The 18,708-nt window shown below is 39.4% G+C and carries 16 protein-coding genes and 1 rRNA gene (1 of these 17 cut by a window edge); 9 read left to right on the top strand and 8 right to left on the bottom strand.

The window, feature by feature from the left end:
- The 6 genes from CBG49_RS07375 to CBG49_RS07345 all read right to left on the bottom strand — a co-directional run.
- Positions 1-951, bottom strand: a 16S ribosomal RNA gene (locus CBG49_RS07375) (it extends 562 nt beyond the left edge of the window).
- Between the two features lie 601 nt (positions 952-1,552).
- Positions 1,553-2,161 (bottom strand): hypothetical protein, encoded by a 609-nt coding sequence (locus CBG49_RS07365; RefSeq protein ID WP_009411967.1) that lies wholly within the window; start codon positions 2,159-2,161, stop codon positions 1,553-1,555.
- A 140-nt stretch (positions 2,162-2,301) separates the two neighbouring features.
- A complete protein-coding gene (locus CBG49_RS07360; protein ID WP_088593989.1) occupies positions 2,302-2,670 on the bottom strand; it encodes an ApeI family dehydratase in 369 nt (122 codons plus the stop codon).
- Positions 2,671-2,686: 16 nt separating this feature from the next.
- Positions 2,687-3,289 (bottom strand): flexirubin biosynthesis protein LolB2, encoded by a 603-nt coding sequence (gene lolB2, locus CBG49_RS07355; protein ID WP_088593988.1) that lies wholly within the window; start codon positions 3,287-3,289, stop codon positions 2,687-2,689.
- On the bottom strand, positions 3,267-3,881 hold the full coding sequence (lolA2, locus tag CBG49_RS07350; RefSeq protein ID WP_088593987.1) for a flexirubin biosynthesis/transport protein LolA2: 615 nt from the start codon (positions 3,879-3,881) through the stop codon (positions 3,267-3,269). Before lolA2 ends, lolB2 begins: the two co-directional genes overlap by 23 nt.
- A complete protein-coding gene (locus CBG49_RS07345) occupies positions 3,878-4,609 on the bottom strand; it encodes a polysaccharide deacetylase family protein (RefSeq protein WP_088593986.1) in 732 nt (243 codons plus the stop codon). The genes lolA2 and CBG49_RS07345 overlap by 4 nt, the downstream gene beginning before the upstream one ends.
- A gap of 262 nt (positions 4,610-4,871) precedes the next feature.
- Between CBG49_RS07345 and CBG49_RS07340 the strand changes: the two genes are divergently transcribed.
- The 3 genes from CBG49_RS07340 (at position 4,872) to CBG49_RS16085 (ending at position 6,477) form a co-directional block, all read left to right on the top strand.
- Complete coding sequence (locus CBG49_RS07340) at positions 4,872-5,060, top strand: hypothetical protein (protein WP_009411973.1); 189 nt, start codon at positions 4,872-4,874, stop codon at positions 5,058-5,060.
- 17 nt (positions 5,061-5,077) lie between these two features.
- Positions 5,078-5,293 carry a hypothetical protein gene (locus CBG49_RS07335; protein WP_088593985.1) on the top strand — a complete coding sequence of 72 codons (216 nt, stop codon included), beginning with the start codon at positions 5,078-5,080 and terminating at the stop codon, positions 5,291-5,293.
- A 581-nt stretch (positions 5,294-5,874) separates the two neighbouring features.
- Complete coding sequence (locus CBG49_RS16085; protein WP_335582331.1) at positions 5,875-6,477, top strand: hypothetical protein; 603 nt, start codon at positions 5,875-5,877, stop codon at positions 6,475-6,477.
- A 239-nt stretch (positions 6,478-6,716) separates the two neighbouring features.
- Here the strand turns inward: CBG49_RS16085 and CBG49_RS07325 are convergent, their stop codons facing one another.
- Both CBG49_RS07325 and CBG49_RS07320 read right to left on the bottom strand, forming a co-directional pair.
- The gene (locus CBG49_RS07325; RefSeq protein ID WP_088593984.1) at positions 6,717-7,679 is read right to left on the bottom strand and encodes a beta-ketoacyl synthase chain length factor; all 963 of its coding nucleotides are present in this window, start codon (positions 7,677-7,679) and stop codon (positions 6,717-6,719) included.
- Between the two features lie 47 nt (positions 7,680-7,726).
- On the bottom strand, positions 7,727-10,426 hold the full coding sequence (locus tag CBG49_RS07320; protein WP_088595288.1) for a cytochrome c biogenesis protein CcsA: 2,700 nt from the start codon (positions 10,424-10,426) through the stop codon (positions 7,727-7,729).
- Positions 10,427-10,641: 215 nt separating this feature from the next.
- Between CBG49_RS07320 and CBG49_RS07315 the strand changes: the two genes are divergently transcribed.
- The 6 genes from CBG49_RS07315 to CBG49_RS07290 all read left to right on the top strand — a co-directional run bounded on the left by CBG49_RS07315 (position 10,642) and on the right by CBG49_RS07290 (position 18,666).
- Positions 10,642-10,950, top strand: coding sequence for a hypothetical protein (locus CBG49_RS07315; protein WP_088593983.1), 309 nt, complete (start codon positions 10,642-10,644; stop codon positions 10,948-10,950).
- A 46-nt stretch (positions 10,951-10,996) separates the two neighbouring features.
- Positions 10,997-13,318: a TonB-dependent receptor gene (locus tag CBG49_RS07310; RefSeq protein ID WP_088593982.1), complete on the top strand. Its 2,322-nt coding sequence runs from the start codon at positions 10,997-10,999 to the stop codon at positions 13,316-13,318.
- A 14-nt stretch (positions 13,319-13,332) separates the two neighbouring features.
- Positions 13,333-14,073 (top strand): hypothetical protein, encoded by a 741-nt coding sequence (locus CBG49_RS07305; RefSeq protein ID WP_088593981.1) that lies wholly within the window; start codon positions 13,333-13,335, stop codon positions 14,071-14,073.
- 21 nt (positions 14,074-14,094) lie between these two features.
- Positions 14,095-15,024 (top strand): hypothetical protein, encoded by a 930-nt coding sequence (locus CBG49_RS07300; RefSeq protein WP_088593980.1) that lies wholly within the window; start codon positions 14,095-14,097, stop codon positions 15,022-15,024.
- Between the two features lie 169 nt (positions 15,025-15,193).
- On the top strand, positions 15,194-16,819 hold the full coding sequence (pruA, locus tag CBG49_RS07295) for an L-glutamate gamma-semialdehyde dehydrogenase (RefSeq protein WP_088595287.1): 1,626 nt from the start codon (positions 15,194-15,196) through the stop codon (positions 16,817-16,819).
- 167 nt (positions 16,820-16,986) lie between these two features.
- Positions 16,987-18,666, top strand: coding sequence for a putative transporter (locus tag CBG49_RS07290; RefSeq protein WP_088593979.1), 1,680 nt, complete (start codon positions 16,987-16,989; stop codon positions 18,664-18,666).
- Positions 18,667-18,708 lie beyond the last annotated feature (42 nt).

Genomic DNA, 18,708 nt, shown 5'->3' with positions numbered 1-18,708 from the left:
TATCATCGAATTAAACCACATGCTCCACCGCTTGTGCGGGCCCCCGTCAATTCCTTTGAGTTTCATTCTTGCGAACGTACTCCCCAGGTGGGATACTTATCACTTTCGCTTAGCCACTCAAACTCGCGTCCAAACAGCTAGTATCCATCGTTTACAGCGTGGACTACCAGGGTATCTAATCCTGTTCGCTCCCCACGCTTTCGTCCATCAGCGTCAATCAATTGTTAGTAATATGCCTTCGCTATCGGTGTTCTGTGTAATCTCTAAGCATTTCACCGCTACACTACACATTCCAACTACTTCACAACTATTCAAGACTAACAGTTTCAAAGGCAGTTGCTCAGTTGAGCTGAACGATTTCACCCCTGACTTATTAGCCCGCCTACGGACCCTTTAAACCCAATGATTCCGGATAACGCTCGCATCCTCCGTATTACCGCGGCTGCTGGCACGGAGTTAGCCGATGCTTATTCGTAAGGTACCGTCATCAAACTACTCGTAGCTCTTATTCTTCCCTTACAAAAGCAGTTTACAACCCATAAGGCCGTCATCCTGCACGCGGCATGGCTGGATCAGTCTTCCGACCATTGTCCAATATTCCTCACTGCTGCCTCCCGTAGGAGTCTGGTCCGTATCTCAGTACCAGTGTGGGGGACATCCCTCTCAGAACCCCTATCTATCGTCGCCTTGGGGAGCCGTTACCTCTCCAACTAGCTAATAGAACGCATACTCATCTTTTACCGCCGTAGCTTTAATAAGTGCACGATGCCGTGCTCTTATACCATAGGGTATTAATCCAAATTTCTTCGGGCTATCCCCCGGATAAAAGGCAGATTGTATACGCGTTACGCACCCGTACGCCGGTCTTAGCCCGAAGGCTTATCCCTCGACTTGCATGTGTTAGGCCTGCCGCTAGCGTTCATCCTGAGCCAGGATCAAACTCTTCATCGTTAAATTCTTTTATTTCTTTAACCGATTTGTTTTTTTGTAGCAGGCGTATACCATACGCCCCTACCAATTGACTTCAGGTTTCACTCGATTCTTTAAATCTTTTTTGTGCTGTACAACATTATGTCAATGTACGTGTTGTTTCTTGTTTTGAGACCGTGTTTTGTCTCATTTGCGGGTGCAAAGGTACGGCGTTTTTTTAAACTAGCAAATTTTTTGTGAACTTTTTTTATGATTTTTTTAATTTATTTTTTAAGTGGTTGAGAATCAATAGAGATTTACAAGAGAATCTCGGTGAGACTCCGAGGTGTCGGAGGGGTGCGAGCTGTGCGGGCGAGGATGGGGTGGGAGCGGTGGGAGAGAAACTCGGAGGGACTGGGAGAAACTCGGAGGGAATGGGAGGGGTGAGAGTGATGGGAGCGGGGTGCGAGCCGCACGGGCAGAGATGGGGTGGGCTGAGATTTAGAGAAAGAGAGGGGGGTGATGGGAATTGGTGATTGGGGAATGGGTGATAATGAGTTTTTTTGGGAAGATAATAATAAATTTTTGCCAAAGAGACGAACTTTTGGGATTATTCATATCTTTGGCAAAGTGTAGATTGTTTTTATTCTTCGTCATCACCATCCCAGTATTCTAAAAACTCTTTAATGAGTTTGGCGGGATTGGCTTTTTTAGTCCAAAGAATTGGAGTTTCTTCAAAATCTTGCTGATGAATAATAATAGGAATATTACGACCGAATATTTTCTCTATTTCACCTTCATCTAACAATTGTTTGGCGAGGGCGATCACTTCTTTTATAAATTCTTTGCAAAATCTATCTCCTTTTTTGAGGAGTTTATCGTACAAATCCTCGTCTTCTTCAATAGCACGATCATTTTCTTCATCGGTGTAAAAGTGAGGGGTTTTGGCAAACCACTGTTTAAGCAGTTTATCTTTTTTACCTCCTATAGTTTCCATTTCAGTTTGTAACCAATAATCAAAATTCCACTTGGCTTCTTCTTTAGAGGCAGCATTGTAGCTTTCTTCTTTTACATTTGAAAGGGTGTTATAGCTCAGTGTAATTTTAGGGAATCGCAAATCGTCGTCGTCACAGGTGTAGCAAAAAGACAGTGCGTATACATCTTTTTTATCCTCCTCATTCACAATCTCTTGAATTGCATTTTTCAACTTCTCGTAACTCTTCTCTGTAAATTTTTTTCGTTCCTTTTCCACTATTAATATTGCTGTTTTAGTGTTATTTATTTGTAATGCTTTTTTTAAAATGATTGCAAAAGTAGTTATTTTATTTTACATAGCGCAATTTTTTTAACTATTTTTTTTCATTTTACACAATGAGTAAAGAAACGAACTTCTTAAGATAGTATTTTGTATAAATTCGTAAGTTTTAATGCTACTGTTTCATCAAAAGAGGTAGTATTTTTCACTTGTATATCGGCCTCTTTATGTTGAATAGCGAGCGTAAGTTGCAACATAGGATGAGTTATAGGGTTGATAAGTGCCATAAACTTTACATTAGTTGTTTTGGCTAAGAAGAGTTTATGTTCTGTAATTTCCTCGGTGAGGTTTTTGATGATTTGCATCATACACACCCCGGGAGTGATAGGGTTGTTAGGAAAATGCCCTTCGAAAATAGGGTGTTGAGGATTTAGGGTAAGGGTACAGAGGTAATTTTCTGCATCTTGTTTTTCTAAGCTATTGAGGGTATAAAAATCTTTTAACATCTTTAACAATTGACAATTAAGAATTAACAAGGGGTTCTAAAACTATTTTAATGGTAAGGGTGTGGTGCTCTATGGTTATGTTGTTAGGATTGTATATAAAGGTAGTATACAACCTTTTACCTTGTATATTGAGTTGCTTTTGGAGTGTATCTTCTGAGGTAAACAGATAAACTGTATCATTCCCATCTTTGCTTTGTTCCACCACTATAGTATTATTTATGTATTTTTGGGTAACCTGCCAATGGGTTTTCAGTAGGTGATTAAAGTCGGTATTGAAGGTACGAATAATGATTTTTCTATTGAGGTCAGGGGTTATATAGTTGGTTTTTATCTTTCCGCTTTGGTTTTCAAAATCGAAAAGCGTATTACCAAAGTCGGTAGTAAGGGCTACTCGCCACGTATTATCTGCGGTAATTTTAGCTGCTAAGAGTCCGCTAAAAGTGTGACCATAAGCAGTAATAGTAGCTCGATAGAGATACTCCTCCCCTACTCTTACATGAGGATTGGCTATCGTTGTTGGCGTTGTAGCCATTGATTGGTATTCAGCAGGAAGGTTATAAGAAGGTGAACAGCTGCCGAGCCATATAACAAACAGACTACATTTTAAAATTTGCTTCATCAATTTTTGTATTTAGTTTTTTATTGCTGAATAAGATTTCGGTGTAGTCTTTAGAAGGTTCAATAAGTTTTACGCGCTCTACTATGCTATCGACATCGAAATAGAGATGTATTTCACTCACATATTTCAAAAGCATCTTATCCTTAGGCAATAGTTTTACCAATGTACTTTTGCCCGATTTAGCAAAGGTCATAGCAAATTCTTTCTCGTTGAACATATCACCACTGATAGAACTCACTATCAAGTTGTTTATTTTTTTGAAGACTTTATTATCAGCTTTCATCTGTGAGACATTACCTGCATCGTTCACTGTGATATTATCTTTCTGAAAAATAATGCGATAATGGTAAGGCTTTGTGTATTGCCAATTCAGTTTATCGGGTTTAGCGAATGCCATTTTTCCAAAAGTCTCAATATCCTTACTCATAAAATCCAAGTGTTTTTTCTGAGTAAAATCGGCTTGCATTGTTTGGATTGCCTTGTTTTTAGCAATAGTTTGAGTTTTGAAGTCGCGTATTTGGACTTCAGTAAGGGCTTGGGCACTGATTGTTAAAGGTGCAACACAAATAAGGAATATTAAGAGTTTTTTCATTCTAAATTGTTTGTAATTGTATAGTTATTTTCTTTGAGATACTGCAATAAGCGTTCCAAAACGGTGAGGGTATGAGGCAGACGGTCGTGCATCAGTATAATATTGCCATTGGTAAGTTTGCGCACAATGCGATGAAAAAGCTTATCTTCATTGAGTATTATAGTATCTAATGAGCGTACATCCCAGCCTATAGCTTTTTTAGCTGTTGCCCGAATTGCTCTAGCAACGGGTGGTGAGGTGATTCCGTATGGAGGTCGGAAATATGGGGTGACAATATCCAAGTGCGCCAATACTTCATCGGTATGGCGAATTTCGTTGGCAAGGGCTTTTGCGTGCAGAATATTTTTAGGCTGATGTGTAAAAGTATGGTTTGCCACTAAATGACCTTCAGCTTGCATACGTTTGACGACCTCTGGATACTTTTGTATTTGTTCACCTACACAAAAAAAGACTGCTTTGGCATTATATTGCTGCAAAAGGTCTAAGAATTGTGGTGTGAGTTCTGAGGGACCATCATCAAAAGTTAGCGCTACTGTTTTTGCTGGACGCCCCTTTAAGAAGTATTGCGTTTTAACAAAATAAGAGAGGCGGATATCGAATACCCCCCAAGAGATAATGCCTAAAAATAGAATTACTAATAGAATATAGACATATAGGGGGGCTTGCCATAGGGGGCAAGTTCCTATGGCTATTACAAAAATAACAGAGGTGTAAAAGTGTTTGTTCAATGGTTTAAATAGTGAATACTTTAGTTTTTCTACAATAAAAGTTGTTTTAGTACGGCAAAAGTAACATACATTTTACTTCCTTACAAATATTTGAGTTATTTTTTTCTCTAAGCGTAGGAATTCAGTTTTTATTAAAGGAATTTTATTTTTACTTTTTTCGATGTAAAATTTTCTTCGTTTGAAAATAAGTTGTACATTTGTCGCGAATTTAAAAACATTATTAACAACATAAAACACTTACCTAAACTATTACTCTAAAATTATGAAAGATGAATTAGAAGAAATAGATAATGAGATACAACGTTTAAAACAAAAGATGTCTGATTATCTGAAATTTACCAAAGTTTTTGACGAAGCTCCTGAGAAAATAGAAATCCAAATCAACATTATGCTTGATGACTTATACAAATTGATAGAAAAACGCAGTGAGTTACAAAATAATGAATACTAATCTAAAAAATATCTAAAATGGAAACACTCAAAAAAGATTTACAAACATTAATGCAATTTTCGGGCAGTGCTTTGTTTGACAGTAAGTTATTAGAATTAAAAAACACTTATACTACTACTGAAGAGCGTTCATTCATATATAATTTTTTCTTATCAGATATGGAAAGAACACATAATGCTATTAAGCATATTTCTAAACGATTAGAAGCTATACAAGTAGCTGAAATGGCATAAGTAGTAGAAAAAAACAGAAAAACAATTACATAAAGACATAAATTAGCGTTTCGCTTTACAATTTTCCTCCTTATAGAAAACGACCATTTTTTAGTACTAGGAAAAGTGAAGTGGAAATGCCTGCGTTATAAGCGTGGGCATTCCTTTTACTTTAGTACAAAGCCTTTGGTCGGGCTCTATAAGGAAAGTAGTAAGGAATGTGCCCACGTTTTTTTTATGTACTTATGTGAACGATAAAGGCGGAACCCGAAAAGCCTGTAAGAGAGTAGGATTAGTAATTTAAATTTTTAATTTAACAAATGAGAAATACAACAAATAACAACCAGAAAAACAAAATTGGAACTATTGGTTTCATCATTTCTTTATCAACTTTAGTGCTATTTGGCACATCATTAATCTTCTTTTTATCATCAGTTGCTTGGGTAGGCCTATTATTCCTTGTAGTTTTATTATTTTGGGTTTTAGGCTTTATTTTATCAGCTATAGGATTAGGTAAAAGACCTATAGGATTAGCTATCGGAGGGGTAGCAATTTCTTTGCTTATTCTATACATAGCTTTTAATACAAATGTATTTAACACTATTTATCAAATTCAAAAGATAAAAGACTTTGAATCAATTAAAGAAGAACGTTACTCTGAAGTCATTAAAAAGTTAAAAGACATTCGTAATGCTCAAGATGCTTATTTAAAAATTAATGGTGTTTACGCTAAAAATTTCGACGAACTTACTAAGTTTGTAGAAAATGCACGCTTTACCATCACTTCTCAACGCGATACTAGCTGGGTAGAGTTCGACAAAGGTTTTAACATTGACGTGATGCGTCAAGGAGTGCGTATTGATACCTTAGGATATGTATCAGTAAAAGATTCGTTGTTTAAAAACGATACTCGTTACAAAACTATGGGTGATTTGCCTATTATCAAAGGAGTGAAACCTGGTCAATTTAAAATGGAAATAGGTGAAATTACCGATAAAAACGGTGTAAAATCATCAGTCTTCCAAGTTTATGTGCCTAAAAAAGATATACTAGAAGGTTTAGATGAAGGCTTAGTAACTAAAGAAATTCAAAAAACTTCAGTAGAAGATGTAAGAGGTCCTAATATCCAAGTAGGTTCACTAACTGAAATCACCGTAAATGGTAACTGGCCAACTTATTACGATACCAAAATTGCAAAAAAATAAGATTAAATCGTTTTAATTCTACTAAATCCCTCCACAAGACTTAATGCAATTCTTGTGGGGATTTTTTATTACTACAAATTCATAATAAGAAACTTTTAGAAAAGTTTTGTTTTGTAAGGGCGGTTTGCAAATCGCCCTTACATAATATACTACAAAAACTATTGATAATCAGAGTAATCAAATTTAGTAAAGTGTAGTGACGCAAAGGCAATTTTTAGACTTTTAGGACAGCCCCTCTTTTATTTCTTCAACAATACAAAACTAAAATCTTTGCCTCTATATGAATTTACTAATAAAATATATTGTATAGAGGTGGAGAGAGTGAGCTCGCAAATGGCAGGAAGGGTTTGCTTTTGTAGTACTTGGCAAGCCAACCAAAATCCGAAAGCTGAAGCTGTGTAATACTCACTACTCAGGGTTTTATAATGCAAGGTAGGGCGTTGCCAAGAACGGTTTTCTGCTTCACCAGTAAGTATCAAATCTATATTAGAGAAGGTAAGATGGTGGCGAGAAAGAAAGTTGTTAAGAGCTGTTTGTTGTTGCTCGGGGGTGAGTTCATTGTACAAAGCTACATCCACAAGTTCTCCATAGGTATTAGAGGTAGCCTTTGTTGATAAAGCAAAGAAACTCGCTCCTTCCCCTTTTTGATCAAGTCCTACTAAATCATATAAATACAAAGTGTGCGGACTGTGTTCATCTACACCTCCTACCAAAGCCGTATTGATAGTATCTTGCTCCATTTGCATTTTAGCATCTAACAAAGCTGATTCAAATGATACAGCCCCATTTACATAGGTAAAGTTTTCTCCTTTGCACTGCAACAAAAGGGCTATCTGCCCCGCAACAGTATTATGAGTAGATTGTATAAAAGCCGTGGGAGTGAGGTGCTCCTCGTTGTCGTTGATAAGCGCTGTAAGGAATTTTTCAGAATCTTGTAGGCACCCCATACCGGTACCCACCAAAATAGCGTCAGGGGTAGTGATATGCGCTTCTTTAAGGGCTTCAGTAGCTGTGGCTATACCCATTTTTACACCTTTAGCCATACGACGGCTGGCATTAGGGGCAATATATTCTTTATAAGAAGGTTCTTGAGCGTAACACACTTCCTCTGGAGTAACCTTTATGGCTTCATCGAGGAAATAAGGTGTTAAGAAAGTAGGTTGAGCCGATATGCAGGCTATTCCGTTGATATAAGACTTCATTCAATTAACAATTTATAATTAATAATTTAGGAGTTAGAAATTAGGGATTAGGAATTAGTATTAGAGTTCGGCAAAACTTGTGATGCTTTTCTCACTCTCAAATACGATACCAGTCCTAACAACAGCACTATGCCCACAGCATAATACACAAAAGCAGGGGTGATAATTTTATCGCCTGTGGCATAGCTGTGCATACCTGTAAGGTAGAAATTCACGCCAAAATAAGTCATCAAGATACTTCCAAAGGCAACAATGCTCATAAAGTTGAACGCCCATCGTCCACGCCAATGGGGTATCAAGCGCAGGTGTATCACCAAGGCATAAACCATAATGCTAATCAATGCCCAAGTTTCTTTTGGATCCCAGCCCCAATAACGCCCCCAGCTTTCGTTTGCCCACATACCACCCAAAAAGTTGCCTATAGTGAGCATCACGAGTCCCACTGTAAGAGCTAATTCGTTTACAATAGTGAGTTCTTGTTGTATGAGATTGATTTTATAAGCGTTCTTGCGAGTAGTAACTATCATCAGTAGGAGGTTGATTACACCTAAGAGCATTCCTAAGGCAAAAGGTCCATAACTACCTACAATCACGGCAACGTGTAGCATCAGCCAATAGCTATTGAGTACGGGTTGGAGGGTTCCAATAGCAGGATCCATCCAATTCCAGTGAGCGATCATCAGTATCATAGCGGTTACAAAAGCGGTGGCAGCAACCGTGAGGGGGGAACGTCGCGAAAAGAAAAGTCCTACCCCAATAGCCGACCATCCTACATATATCATACTCTCATAAGCATCGCTAAAAGGTGCGTGCCCCGAAAGATACCAACGAACGATAAGTCCTACAGTATGCAGGATAAAACAGAGCCACAGCAAGGCTATACCTATTTGGGTAAGTCTTCTAAAAATTTGTTTTGGTATAAAAATATGCCATAATAGTACTATAAATAACACTGTACCAAGATACAAATACGCTTGAAAGAGTTGTTCAAAAATATTGATGCGATTGTACCATAATTCAGTTTGTACTTTGGCTGGAGAGGGCAATACCTCAGCCGAGTAAAATTCTTGTTGTAGTTTGATATTGTTGAGCACCTTATCAGCTTTGCTATAATCGTCTGTTTCAGTGGCTTGTTGTAGCAAAATAAGGTAAGCTGGCAGTGCGTTTTTTACAAATTGTTTGTACAGCGGGTCGGTGATTTGGAGGGTATCGTTTACGTAATCTAAGTGCGAAATCCACTTATGATTAGGGTCATTAGGCACTGGGAAGACCTTAAAAATATCACCTTGTAACGCTCTGTTGAGCAAGCCAATACGTTGGTCTACTTCCTTAAAATCTTTTTGAAATTGGTTAGGAGTATTTGTGTTGTAAATATCTTTCAGCAAAGGGGAGAGCTTGTACTGTCCATTTGCATCAAAAAAATCTTTAGGCTTTACCCATTTGGTTCCTTTGAGGACTCCCAAAAAGTGATGTAAACTGTCATTAGCTTTCTTCACATAGATAATATCCGACTCATACCACGCTTGCGGACTGAGGAGCATAGAAAGCAAAACTTGATCGGAAGTGAGCCCTTTATAAGTATCGTGTTTGCTAAGTTTTCGTAAGAGTTCTGAAGAGAAGGTATTCACGGGCTTAAAGCGTCCATCATCTTGAATAAGCATTGCACCAAACTTTTCAGCGTGCACTTTGTTGGGTACTACCATAGGGGTTTGGGCAGTAGCCAAAGATCCAAAACATAATGCCAAAACGATTGCAACCCTTTTGGCTTGTAGGTCTTTAAGTTGCTGATTGAGTTTCCTAAATCGGGATTTGCCTACAAACATAAATGCCAGCAGACTGCCGAAGAGCAGTATATAACCTATGTAAGTGATGAGAGTACCCCAAAAGTCACGATTTACCGAGAGTATAGTACCTTGTTCATCGGGGTGAAAAGAAGATTGAAACAAACGATAACCTTGATAATTGAGGATATGGTTCATCTCAATATCATAAGGGAAGGTCTCCCCTCCCCCATTTACGGTTACTTTGCTTTTAAAGTAAGCATAACTATTCTCGGTACCAGGGTATTTTTCGGCTATAAAATCGTTGAGGGTAAGAGTAAAAGGCAATTTTTCTTCGCGTGCTCCATAGCTTAGGTGAAACTGCAAGCCGTTCAAAGTGATTGTGGTAGGAGGGTGCTGTACGCCACGTTTGCCCATTACTGTTACTTCCTTGCGCTGATTACCTGAAACAACTTCCAATACTAAGACATTCATCTCCTTGCCTATGCGTTTAAACGATTTATACGTAATACTAAAAGGTTTGCCTTTAAAGTCAGACGACCACTGATAATGATTAGAGGTATGTGAAGAAAAAAGTACCTCTTTTTGTTTCTTTTTGCGCAAGGGAGCTCCTTGATAAGTGCCATCTACCATTACAGTGATATAAGTGCGATCGGAGAGGTAAGTATTTGTAGTTTCTCCTTCGCGTAGAGAAATCATACCTTCATCACCAAAATAACGCGTAACTCCAGCCCCTACGATGATAAACACCCACGAGAGGTGCAACACCAGCACCGCCCAATTCTCTTTTTTAAGCAATCGATAGCGAGAGATATTTCCTATAAAATTTACCACAAAAAGCCCCATTATCGCCTCAAACCACCAAGTGTTATACACCCAAATGCGAGCGGTATCGGTATCGCAGTCGTTTTCTACAAAAGTTCCTACTGCCATAGCTATAGCAAAAGCAATGAAGAGAATTGCCATCAGCTTGGTAGAATAAATGAAAGATATGAGTTTCTGTATTGTCATAAATCAGGGGGCAAAAGTATAGATAAATTAGTAATTTAGCAATTTTTTCAAATAAAAACTACCCTATAATTCTTTGCTGTTTCATAAGTATTTACTAATTTTGCAAGTTGAAAATGATAAAAAGACAATCGTTACATACGCGCATCTTCGCCTTTCTGCTACTTTTATGTATGCTGAAAGTTGCTTTTCCAGTGGGCGAATTCTTCCATAATCACCACACTAAGGAAGAGTTATGCGCTATAGCCACAGGCGATGAGTGCCATCACCAAGCACACTTTTCCGCTACCGACACTCATTTTGATTGTATCTTTTTACAACTTCATCAATTCTTCGCTCCTTCTTTTTTCACCTATCAGTTGTGGGAGCAAACCATTTCAACCGTATTCTTCTTTATTGAAAAAGGCATCTCTCAAACTGTCTTTAGCATTCCTTCACGGGCTCCCCCTGCTAATTTATCAATGAGTCAATTTGCCAATTAGCAAATTGACAAATCGGCAAATTTGCTAATTTTCAAATTAAATTCTTATGCAAAAGATATTATCTCTTCTGTTGCTCTTCTGTGCGCTTTCCGCTTTCGGACAAGGACGCTTAGATTTGCAAGTAGAAGATACAAAACAATTACCTTTAGTAGGGGCAGTAGTGCACTTTATGGGGAAACATTACCTCACCGATAGTAATGGCAAAGTAACTATTGAGAAACTACCGAGAGGAACTTACCCCCTCAAAATTACCTATCTCGGCTTTCACGACTATGAGACAGTTCTTTCATTAGGTGTCGTACAGTTTTATAAGATAGTAATGAAGGAAACGGTCAGTCAGTTAGAAGGCGTAACTGTAGTAGGGGGTCCTATTAAACAGCAAATGACTTGTAATTTACCTGGTATCGTTCGCACACTTGAAAGAGAGGGCTTCGTAAATCATTCAGGAGACGAACTATCTAAAATTCTTACCCAAATAGCAGGTGTCTCAATGATACAAACGGGGGCTACTATTGCCAAACCAGTAATTCACGGCTTGCACAGCAATCGTATCTTGATACTCAATAACGAGGTGCGCCAAGAAGGACAACAATGGGGGGCAGACCACGCTCCTGAAATAGACCCTATGGTAGCCGACCAGATAACTGTGGTAAAAGGGGCAGATGCTGTGCGCTATGGCTCCGATGCACTGGGGGGGGTAATTCTCATAGCTCCTAAAAAGCTACCCTATGGAGATGGCGTGCACGGCAGATTACTTCCCTCTTTCGCGTCCAACGGTAGAAAAACAGCCTTAACAGCAAGTGTAGAAGGTTCTGTACCTAATCTTCATTCGTGGGCGTGGCGCGTACAAGGTACGCTAAAACGCTCTGGCGACCTCAGTACCGCCAACTATTTGCTGAACAATACGGCTGCTCGTGAGGCTGACTTTTCGGTAGCTACAGGCGTACAAAAAAAACAAGGTACTGCCGAGCTGTTTTATAGCCGTTATGAGAATGAAAGTAGTGTGTTCTACGGGTCGCATATTGGTAATTTAGACGACTTATTGGGTAGGTTTGAAATCGGCAGACCTCTCACTACCTATCCGTTTTCGTACACTATCAACGCGCCTAAACAAAAGGTTGTACATCACTTGTTAAAAGCTAAAGTGTTTTACTATTTGCCTTTTGGTGGCAAACTCACTGCGCAATACGCTTTCCAGAAAGATATACGCCAAGAGTTCAGCCTCCGCCGAATGGATAGAACGCGCATCCCTGCCCTCAATATGGAGCTCACTACTCACACCTTCGATATTGATTGGGAGCACAGCTATGAGCATTGGCAAACAATGATAGGTGGTAGTTTCGGCAAGCAGGATAACTACAACCAACCGGGCACAGGGGTAGTACCTGTAATCCCTAACTTTGCCTCACTTAGCTATGGTGCTTTTGGTATACAACGTTATGATTACCAAAAGTGGCTTGCTGAGGTAGGACTTAGGTACGACTACAAATACCTCAATGCCGATGGCTATGATATGTACTCACAACGTTATGGAGGTGAACATCAGTTTCACAATATCACTTATAGTGCAGGGATGTTATACCGTTGCCATAGATGGATAGACCTTAGCACCAATGTAGGAGTAGCGTGGCGTGCCCCTCACGTAAACGAGCTGTATAGCAGCGGGCTACACCACGGAGCGGGCACTTATGACTTGGGTGATGAGACGTTGCAGTCCGAAACGGGTATCAAGTGGCTTACCAGCTTTGCTTACAAGCACCCCAAGTTATCGCTCAATGTAGATATGTACCTGCAATGGATAAAAAACTATATCTACGATTACCCTACAGGCGAAGTGCGTACGCTCTTTTCAGGCGTATATCCTATCTTTCAGTACACTCAAGCAGATGCGTTCTTTAGAGGGGTAGACCTTGAGGCAAGATTACTACTGATAAAATGGCATCGCCTAAACGACTATGAACTAAGCTATGAGCTAAAAAGTTCTGTAGTCTTTGCCAACGAGATGCAAACCAAGCGTTACTTTCCTTTTATACCTGCTCCGCGTGTGAGTCAGCAGTTAAAATGGAACGTAGACCGCAATGGACGGTTGCTAAGAAACTTTACCGTGGGTATAGGGCATATCTTTGTAGCCAAACAAACCCACTTTGAACCTTCTCAGGAGTTAGTTTCCACCACCCCCGATGCCTATCACCTTTTTGAAGCTAATATAGGCACTACCTTAAAAATTGGCGACCAACAGACCTTAGGAATAAGAGTCTCCGCCGAAAACCTTTTAAACACCGAATACAAAGAATACACCAATCGTTTTAGATATTATGCTCACGATTTGGGTAGAAATGTATTCGTAAGATTAAATTATAATTTCTAATAAAAACATCAAAAATGAAAAGAATATCATATTTATCAAAAGCTATCAGCTTAATAGTTTTAGTAGCTTTTACATTCAGTAGTTGTAGTAAAGACAACACCCAACCTAAAGCTGCTACTGATGAAACCAAAGACAGAGGTCACGATATGCCCGACAAAGTGCAGTTTATCATCACCGATATAGGCACTAAGGAAGTACAAGAGCGCACCGCAAACAAATCACCTAAAGGAGTTGTATACGACATCAGTACCCCTATACAATGGCAAGTAGGACACGAATACCGCTTCGAAATTGTATATTACAACAACAATGTGCGTATGAACCACGAGTTTGTAACCGCCGAAATGGCACCTATCCACCAACATTTCTTTCAGTTATTTCAAGGGAATTACCCCGAAAATAAAGACGGAAGAGATGCGATGGTAACCGCTATGAACAAAGCTGTAAGTTATGAATATCAAGATACCGACCCCGAAAATGGTACTTATGGCACACAAGGAGTAAAATTGCGCTTCCGTACTTGGGATAAAAAACATCCTGAACTACGTGACCCTATCGGTCTAAAAGGTATCTTTCACATCAAAGACGAGGCTACTGCGGGCGATTATAAGTTGCGTATCAAGTTAGCACACTTCCTTATTGCTAATAAACTCAACCCTCAAACCCAAGAAGAACGCCCTTACAACGTTGTGGAGTATTCTAGTGCCTTTCAATTAGACTCCGATATGACACTCCCTATACAAATTAAACAATAACCTTTTTAACATTAAAAAACGATGAAAAATATATACGACCTTTTTAAAATCTCATTGCTCTCAATATTTGTTACTTTTCTTTCTGTCTCTTGCAGTAAAGACGATAATAAAATAACTCCTTCTACTACTCAATCTTCTACTACTACCGTTACCACAACTTCCACAACCACAGCTACTACCGAAGAGTTTGTAGCTAAGTGGAGCCGACTTGAAGTGCGTTTTACCAAAGGGCATTCTCACGGCTATTTCCACGGCAACCCCGACTACCCCGTGAAATACCTCAAAACAGTACAACGTTTCTATTTTGAGAACAAAAATGGTGTTATTACCCCAGCAAGCGATAATCCTACCGCCATCCGTTGGGAAGGAAGTAATGATCTAGCTGGAGTATCACTCTCTGGAATAGAACTTATCTTCTATGATAAAGAGGGTAAACGTATAAACTCACTGTTGACTACTGGTCAGGCTCCCAATCACTATCAATTCTTCTTTATCGCCGATAATTTCACAGCAGTAGCTAGCAATACTACCGTCCCTACTCAAGCAGAAGCCTTACATTACAAATACCGCGATACCAATCCTGAAGAATTGTACATCAAAGGCGGTAATTATGATAAAAATCCAAACGCCCCTAAAGGAGTACTCCGTAGAGAGCAAATAGGATTGAAAGGATTCTTTGAAATCAAAAGAGCTTATGTAAATTTCGATTTGAAAATCGTATTAGGCTATTTCACTACCAAACCCGCTGAATTAACTTATAGTACCCTTCCTGCTAACAAAGTTATGGAGGTGAAAATCCCTATACACATTTACCACGATATCATAGCAGAAGATAAACAAATAGAAGATGCAGTGCGCGAATTTGGCGTGAGTAAAGCTGAAATCGAAAAAGACCAAAACGACATTATAGCTTCTGATCTTTCTCCTGAAAGTAGTGGTACTTTCTTGTAAAAACAAAAATAAATAACATTACTTTGCCAAAGGTCATAACTTGTTGTGTTATGAACTTTGGCAAAGTTTTTATATGATTTCCTTCCTAAATTTTGCTGGTTCAAATAATTGTCGTACCTTAGCCGAAAATTTCTATTTTATTATTAACAACTTAAAACACGAAATAACAATGGGAAAAGGATTTTTTAAAGTACCTAAGGCTGTTAATGAGCCTGTAAAGAGCTATGCTCCCGGAAGTCCCGAGCGTGAAGCGGTGCTCAAAGCTTACAAAGAATTGTGGAACACCCCAGTAGATGCTCCCCTCTACATCGGTAGTGAAGAAGTGCGCACTGGCAACACTGGTGAAATGCACCCGCCTCACGACCACAAACACTGCTTAGGCATTTATCACAATGCCAATAAAGCTGAAGTAGAAAAAGCTATTTCAGTAGCCCTCGAAGCCCGCAAAAAATGGGCTGCTCTCGCGTGGGAAGAACGCGCCGCTATCTTCTTAAAAGCAGCTGACCTTATCGCTGGTCCTTACCGCGCCAAAATGAACGCTGCTACTATGATTGCACAATCAAAAACTGTACACCAAGCCGAAATCGACTCAGCTTGCGAACTTATCGACTTCTTGCGCTTCAATGTCGAATTTATGGCTAATATCTATAACGACCAACCCAACTCTTCTGAAGGAGTTTGGAATCGTGTTGAATACCGCCCACTTGAAGGATTTGTATATGCCGTTACTCCTTTCAACTTTACTGCTATTTCTGGCAATTTGCCCGCCAGTGCTGCCTTAATGGGTAATGTAGTAATTTGGAAACCAAGTACTTCACAAATCTTCTCCGCTAATATGATAGTCGAAGTCTTCAAAAAAGCAGGCTTACCCGATGGCGTTATCAATGTACTACACGGCAATGCCGCTATGATTACCGACACACTACTTGCAAGCCCTCACTTCGCAGGCATTCACTTCACTGGCTCTACCAATGTATTCCAAGATATTTGGAAAAAAATAGGCAACAATATCCATAATTACCGAACTTATCCTAAAATCGTAGGTGAAACAGGTGGTAAAGACTTTATCCTCGCTCACCCAAGTGCTTGTCCTAAACAAGTGGCTACAGCTATTACTCGCGGTGCTTTTGAGTATCAAGGGCAAAAATGTAGTGCCGCCTCTCGTGTCTACTTGCCTAAATCAAAAGCTGATGAAACCTTAGCCTTCGTAAAAGAAGATGTATTGTCTTTCAAAATGGGTTCTCCCGAAAACTTCGAAAATTTCATCACTGCCGTTATTCACGAACATTCTTTCGATAAATTAGCTAAATATATCGACCAAGCTAAAAAAGATAAAGATGCCGAGATATTCGTCGGCGGTGGCTATGACAAGAGCAAAGGCTATTTCATTGAACCTACCGTGATTGTCACTACCAATCCCCATTACACCACTATGGAAACCGAACTTTTCGGACCTGTAGTAACCGTGTATGTATATGATGACTCTAAATGGGAAGAAACCTTGAAACTCGTTGACGAAACTTCAGCTTATGCGCTCACAGGAGCAATATTTGCTACTTGCCGTTATGCCATAGACGAAGCTGTGAAAGCCCTTGAAAACGCCGCTGGTAACTTCTATGTAAACGATAAACCTACAGGAGCTGTCGTTGGGCAACAACCTTTTGGTGGCGCACGTGCCTCAGGTACTAACGATAAAGCTGGATCAGCTCAAAATCTGTTGCGTTGGGTATCGCCACGCCTCATCAAAGAAACATTTGTACCACCCGTAGACTACCGTTATCCGTTCTTAGGATAATAAATAAAATTTTAACTTTGTCAAAGTTCTCTGCCCGTGTGGTTCGCATCTTTGGCAAAGTTTCTCTTAAATTTATATAAAAAACAGTTCCCTTACAAACACTTGTATTTGTGGGTTCGGAGGCTTAATTAATTATTAAACACTAAACATTAATCATTAAACATTAAATGGAATGGCTTTGGAATTTGATGACTAACCACGAAAGTGTCGCCTACACCGTAATAGTATATAGCGTAGTCATCGCAGTAGGAGTTGCCTTAGGTAAAATAAAAATATTCGGCATCTCATTCGGGATCGCTTGGGTACTTTTTGCAGGTATCGCTATGGCCGAATTAGGCTTTACTATCAATTCTCACATACAACACTTCATAAAAGAATTTGGACTTATTCTATTTGTATATACCATCGGATTACAAGTAGGACCTGGATTCTTCGCTTCCTTCCAAAAAGAAGGTGTCAAACTCAATTTATTAGCTGTACTCTCCATTGTAACGTGTATGTTTACAGTAATTGCTATTCACTACCTCACCCAAACTGATATGGGCACCTTGGTAGGAATAATGTCAGGCGCTGTAACCAACACTCCAGGACTCGGTGCTGCACAAGCTACATTAGAAGATGTATTCAAAGGCGACCCCACTACAATACCTTCCCTCTCTACTGCCTATGCAGTAGCTTACCCATTTGGAGTATTGGGAATCATATTAGTGATGTTAGGACTCAAAGCTTTTCTAAAAGTAAATGTAGAAGCCGAAAAACGCCTCAATGCTGTGCGCCATTCTAAAGATCAAGTAATTATCAATAGATTTGCTATTAAAGTTACAAACCCTGCGCTCTATGGCAAAAAATTAAAAGTCATCAGAGAAACTCTTGATTTTGATTTTACTGTTTCTCGTATGTGTCGAAAAGGCGAAATACTAATGGCTGATGCAACTACTGTTATTCAAGAAGGCGACATCGTACTGATAGTAGTCAATAAAAAAGAAAACGAGAAGTTTCTTACTCTAATGGGCGAAAGTGTTCCTATTCTCGACTATTTCCCCGACGAAAAAGAAATGCGTTACACCTCTCGTCGCATCAATGTTACCCAGCGTGCTATTTTCACTAAAACCTTAGCCGAACTCGATGTGCGCAAGCGTTTTGGAGTAACGATTACTCGTGTATTCCGTGCAGGTATTGAGTTTGTACCTTCTGCTCATACCAAGTTGCAGTTTGGCGATACCATTACTGTAATAGGCGACGAAACTCATATACAACTCGTGAGCAAAGAGTTTGGTAACTCCAAACGCCGATTGCAAACCCCTCATATCGCCGAACTCTTTATGGGAATTACCCTCGGAGTACTTTTAGGCTGTATTCCTTTCTCTATCCCAGGAATTCCTGTACCTGTAAAATTAGGATTAGCAGGTGGCCCCCTTATCGTAGCAATACTTATCAGTAGGTATGGAGGTAAATTTTCAGTAACACACTATGTATCTCAAAGTGCCAACCTAATGGTGCGCGAAATAGGTATTGTACTTTTCCTCGCCAGTGTAGGCTTGGATGCAGGAGCTACTTTTGTAGAAACAATCTTGCATGGTCAAGGTTTATATTGGATGGGATTAGGCGCACTTATCACTCTTATACCTCTCATTATCACATCTTTGGCAGGACGTATCAAAGGAAAATTGGACTATTTAGAAATTTGTGGTTTGCTATCAGGTGCCTCTACCGATCCCCCTGCTTTGGCTTTTGCCAATGATATGAATAATTCCGAAGTACCAGCCCTCACGTATGCAAGTGTTTATCCACTTACTACCTTCTTGCGAATAATGGTAGCACAATTATTGATTGTATTTTTTGTGTGATGTTTCAAAAAAAGTTGTACTTTTGCCCTCTGAAAAAATAAA

Origin of the sequence: Capnocytophaga endodontalis, from assembly GCF_002209445.1 — a bacterium.
Taxonomy (GTDB): domain Bacteria; phylum Bacteroidota; class Bacteroidia; order Flavobacteriales; family Flavobacteriaceae; genus Capnocytophaga; species Capnocytophaga periodontitidis.
Note: the sequence above shows the minus strand (reverse complement) of the source record. Positions and strands in the feature narration are given on the sequence as shown.

Bases quoted from the DNA above. Each gene is read 5' to 3' on its own strand.
- CBG49_RS07360 (WP_088593989.1), bottom strand. From the start codon at position 2,670: ATGTTAAAAGATTTTTATACCCTCAATAGCTTAGAAAAACAAGATGCA.
- lolB2 (WP_088593988.1), bottom strand. From the start codon at position 3,289: ATGAAGCAAATTTTAAAATGTAGTCTGTTTGTTATATGGCTCGGCAGC.
- lolA2 (WP_088593987.1), bottom strand. From the start codon at position 3,881: ATGAAAAAACTCTTAATATTCCTTATTTGTGTTGCACCTTTAACAATC.
- CBG49_RS07340 (WP_009411973.1), top strand. From the start codon at position 4,872: ATGAAAGATGAATTAGAAGAAATAGATAATGAGATACAACGTTTAAAA.
- CBG49_RS07335 (WP_088593985.1), top strand. From the start codon at position 5,078: ATGGAAACACTCAAAAAAGATTTACAAACATTAATGCAATTTTCGGGC.
- CBG49_RS07325 (WP_088593984.1), bottom strand. From the start codon at position 7,679: ATGAAGTCTTATATCAACGGAATAGCCTGCATATCGGCTCAACCTACT.
- CBG49_RS07320 (WP_088595288.1), bottom strand. From the start codon at position 10,426: ATGGCAATTCTCTTCATTGCTTTTGCTATAGCTATGGCAGTAGGAACT.
- CBG49_RS07315 (WP_088593983.1), top strand. From the start codon at position 10,642: ATGCTGAAAGTTGCTTTTCCAGTGGGCGAATTCTTCCATAATCACCAC.
- CBG49_RS07310 (WP_088593982.1), top strand. From the start codon at position 10,997: ATGCAAAAGATATTATCTCTTCTGTTGCTCTTCTGTGCGCTTTCCGCT.
- CBG49_RS07305 (WP_088593981.1), top strand. From the start codon at position 13,333: ATGAAAAGAATATCATATTTATCAAAAGCTATCAGCTTAATAGTTTTA.
- CBG49_RS07300 (WP_088593980.1), top strand. From the start codon at position 14,095: ATGAAAAATATATACGACCTTTTTAAAATCTCATTGCTCTCAATATTT.
- pruA (WP_088595287.1), top strand. From the start codon at position 15,194: ATGGGAAAAGGATTTTTTAAAGTACCTAAGGCTGTTAATGAGCCTGTA.
- CBG49_RS07290 (WP_088593979.1), top strand. From the start codon at position 16,987: ATGGAATGGCTTTGGAATTTGATGACTAACCACGAAAGTGTCGCCTAC.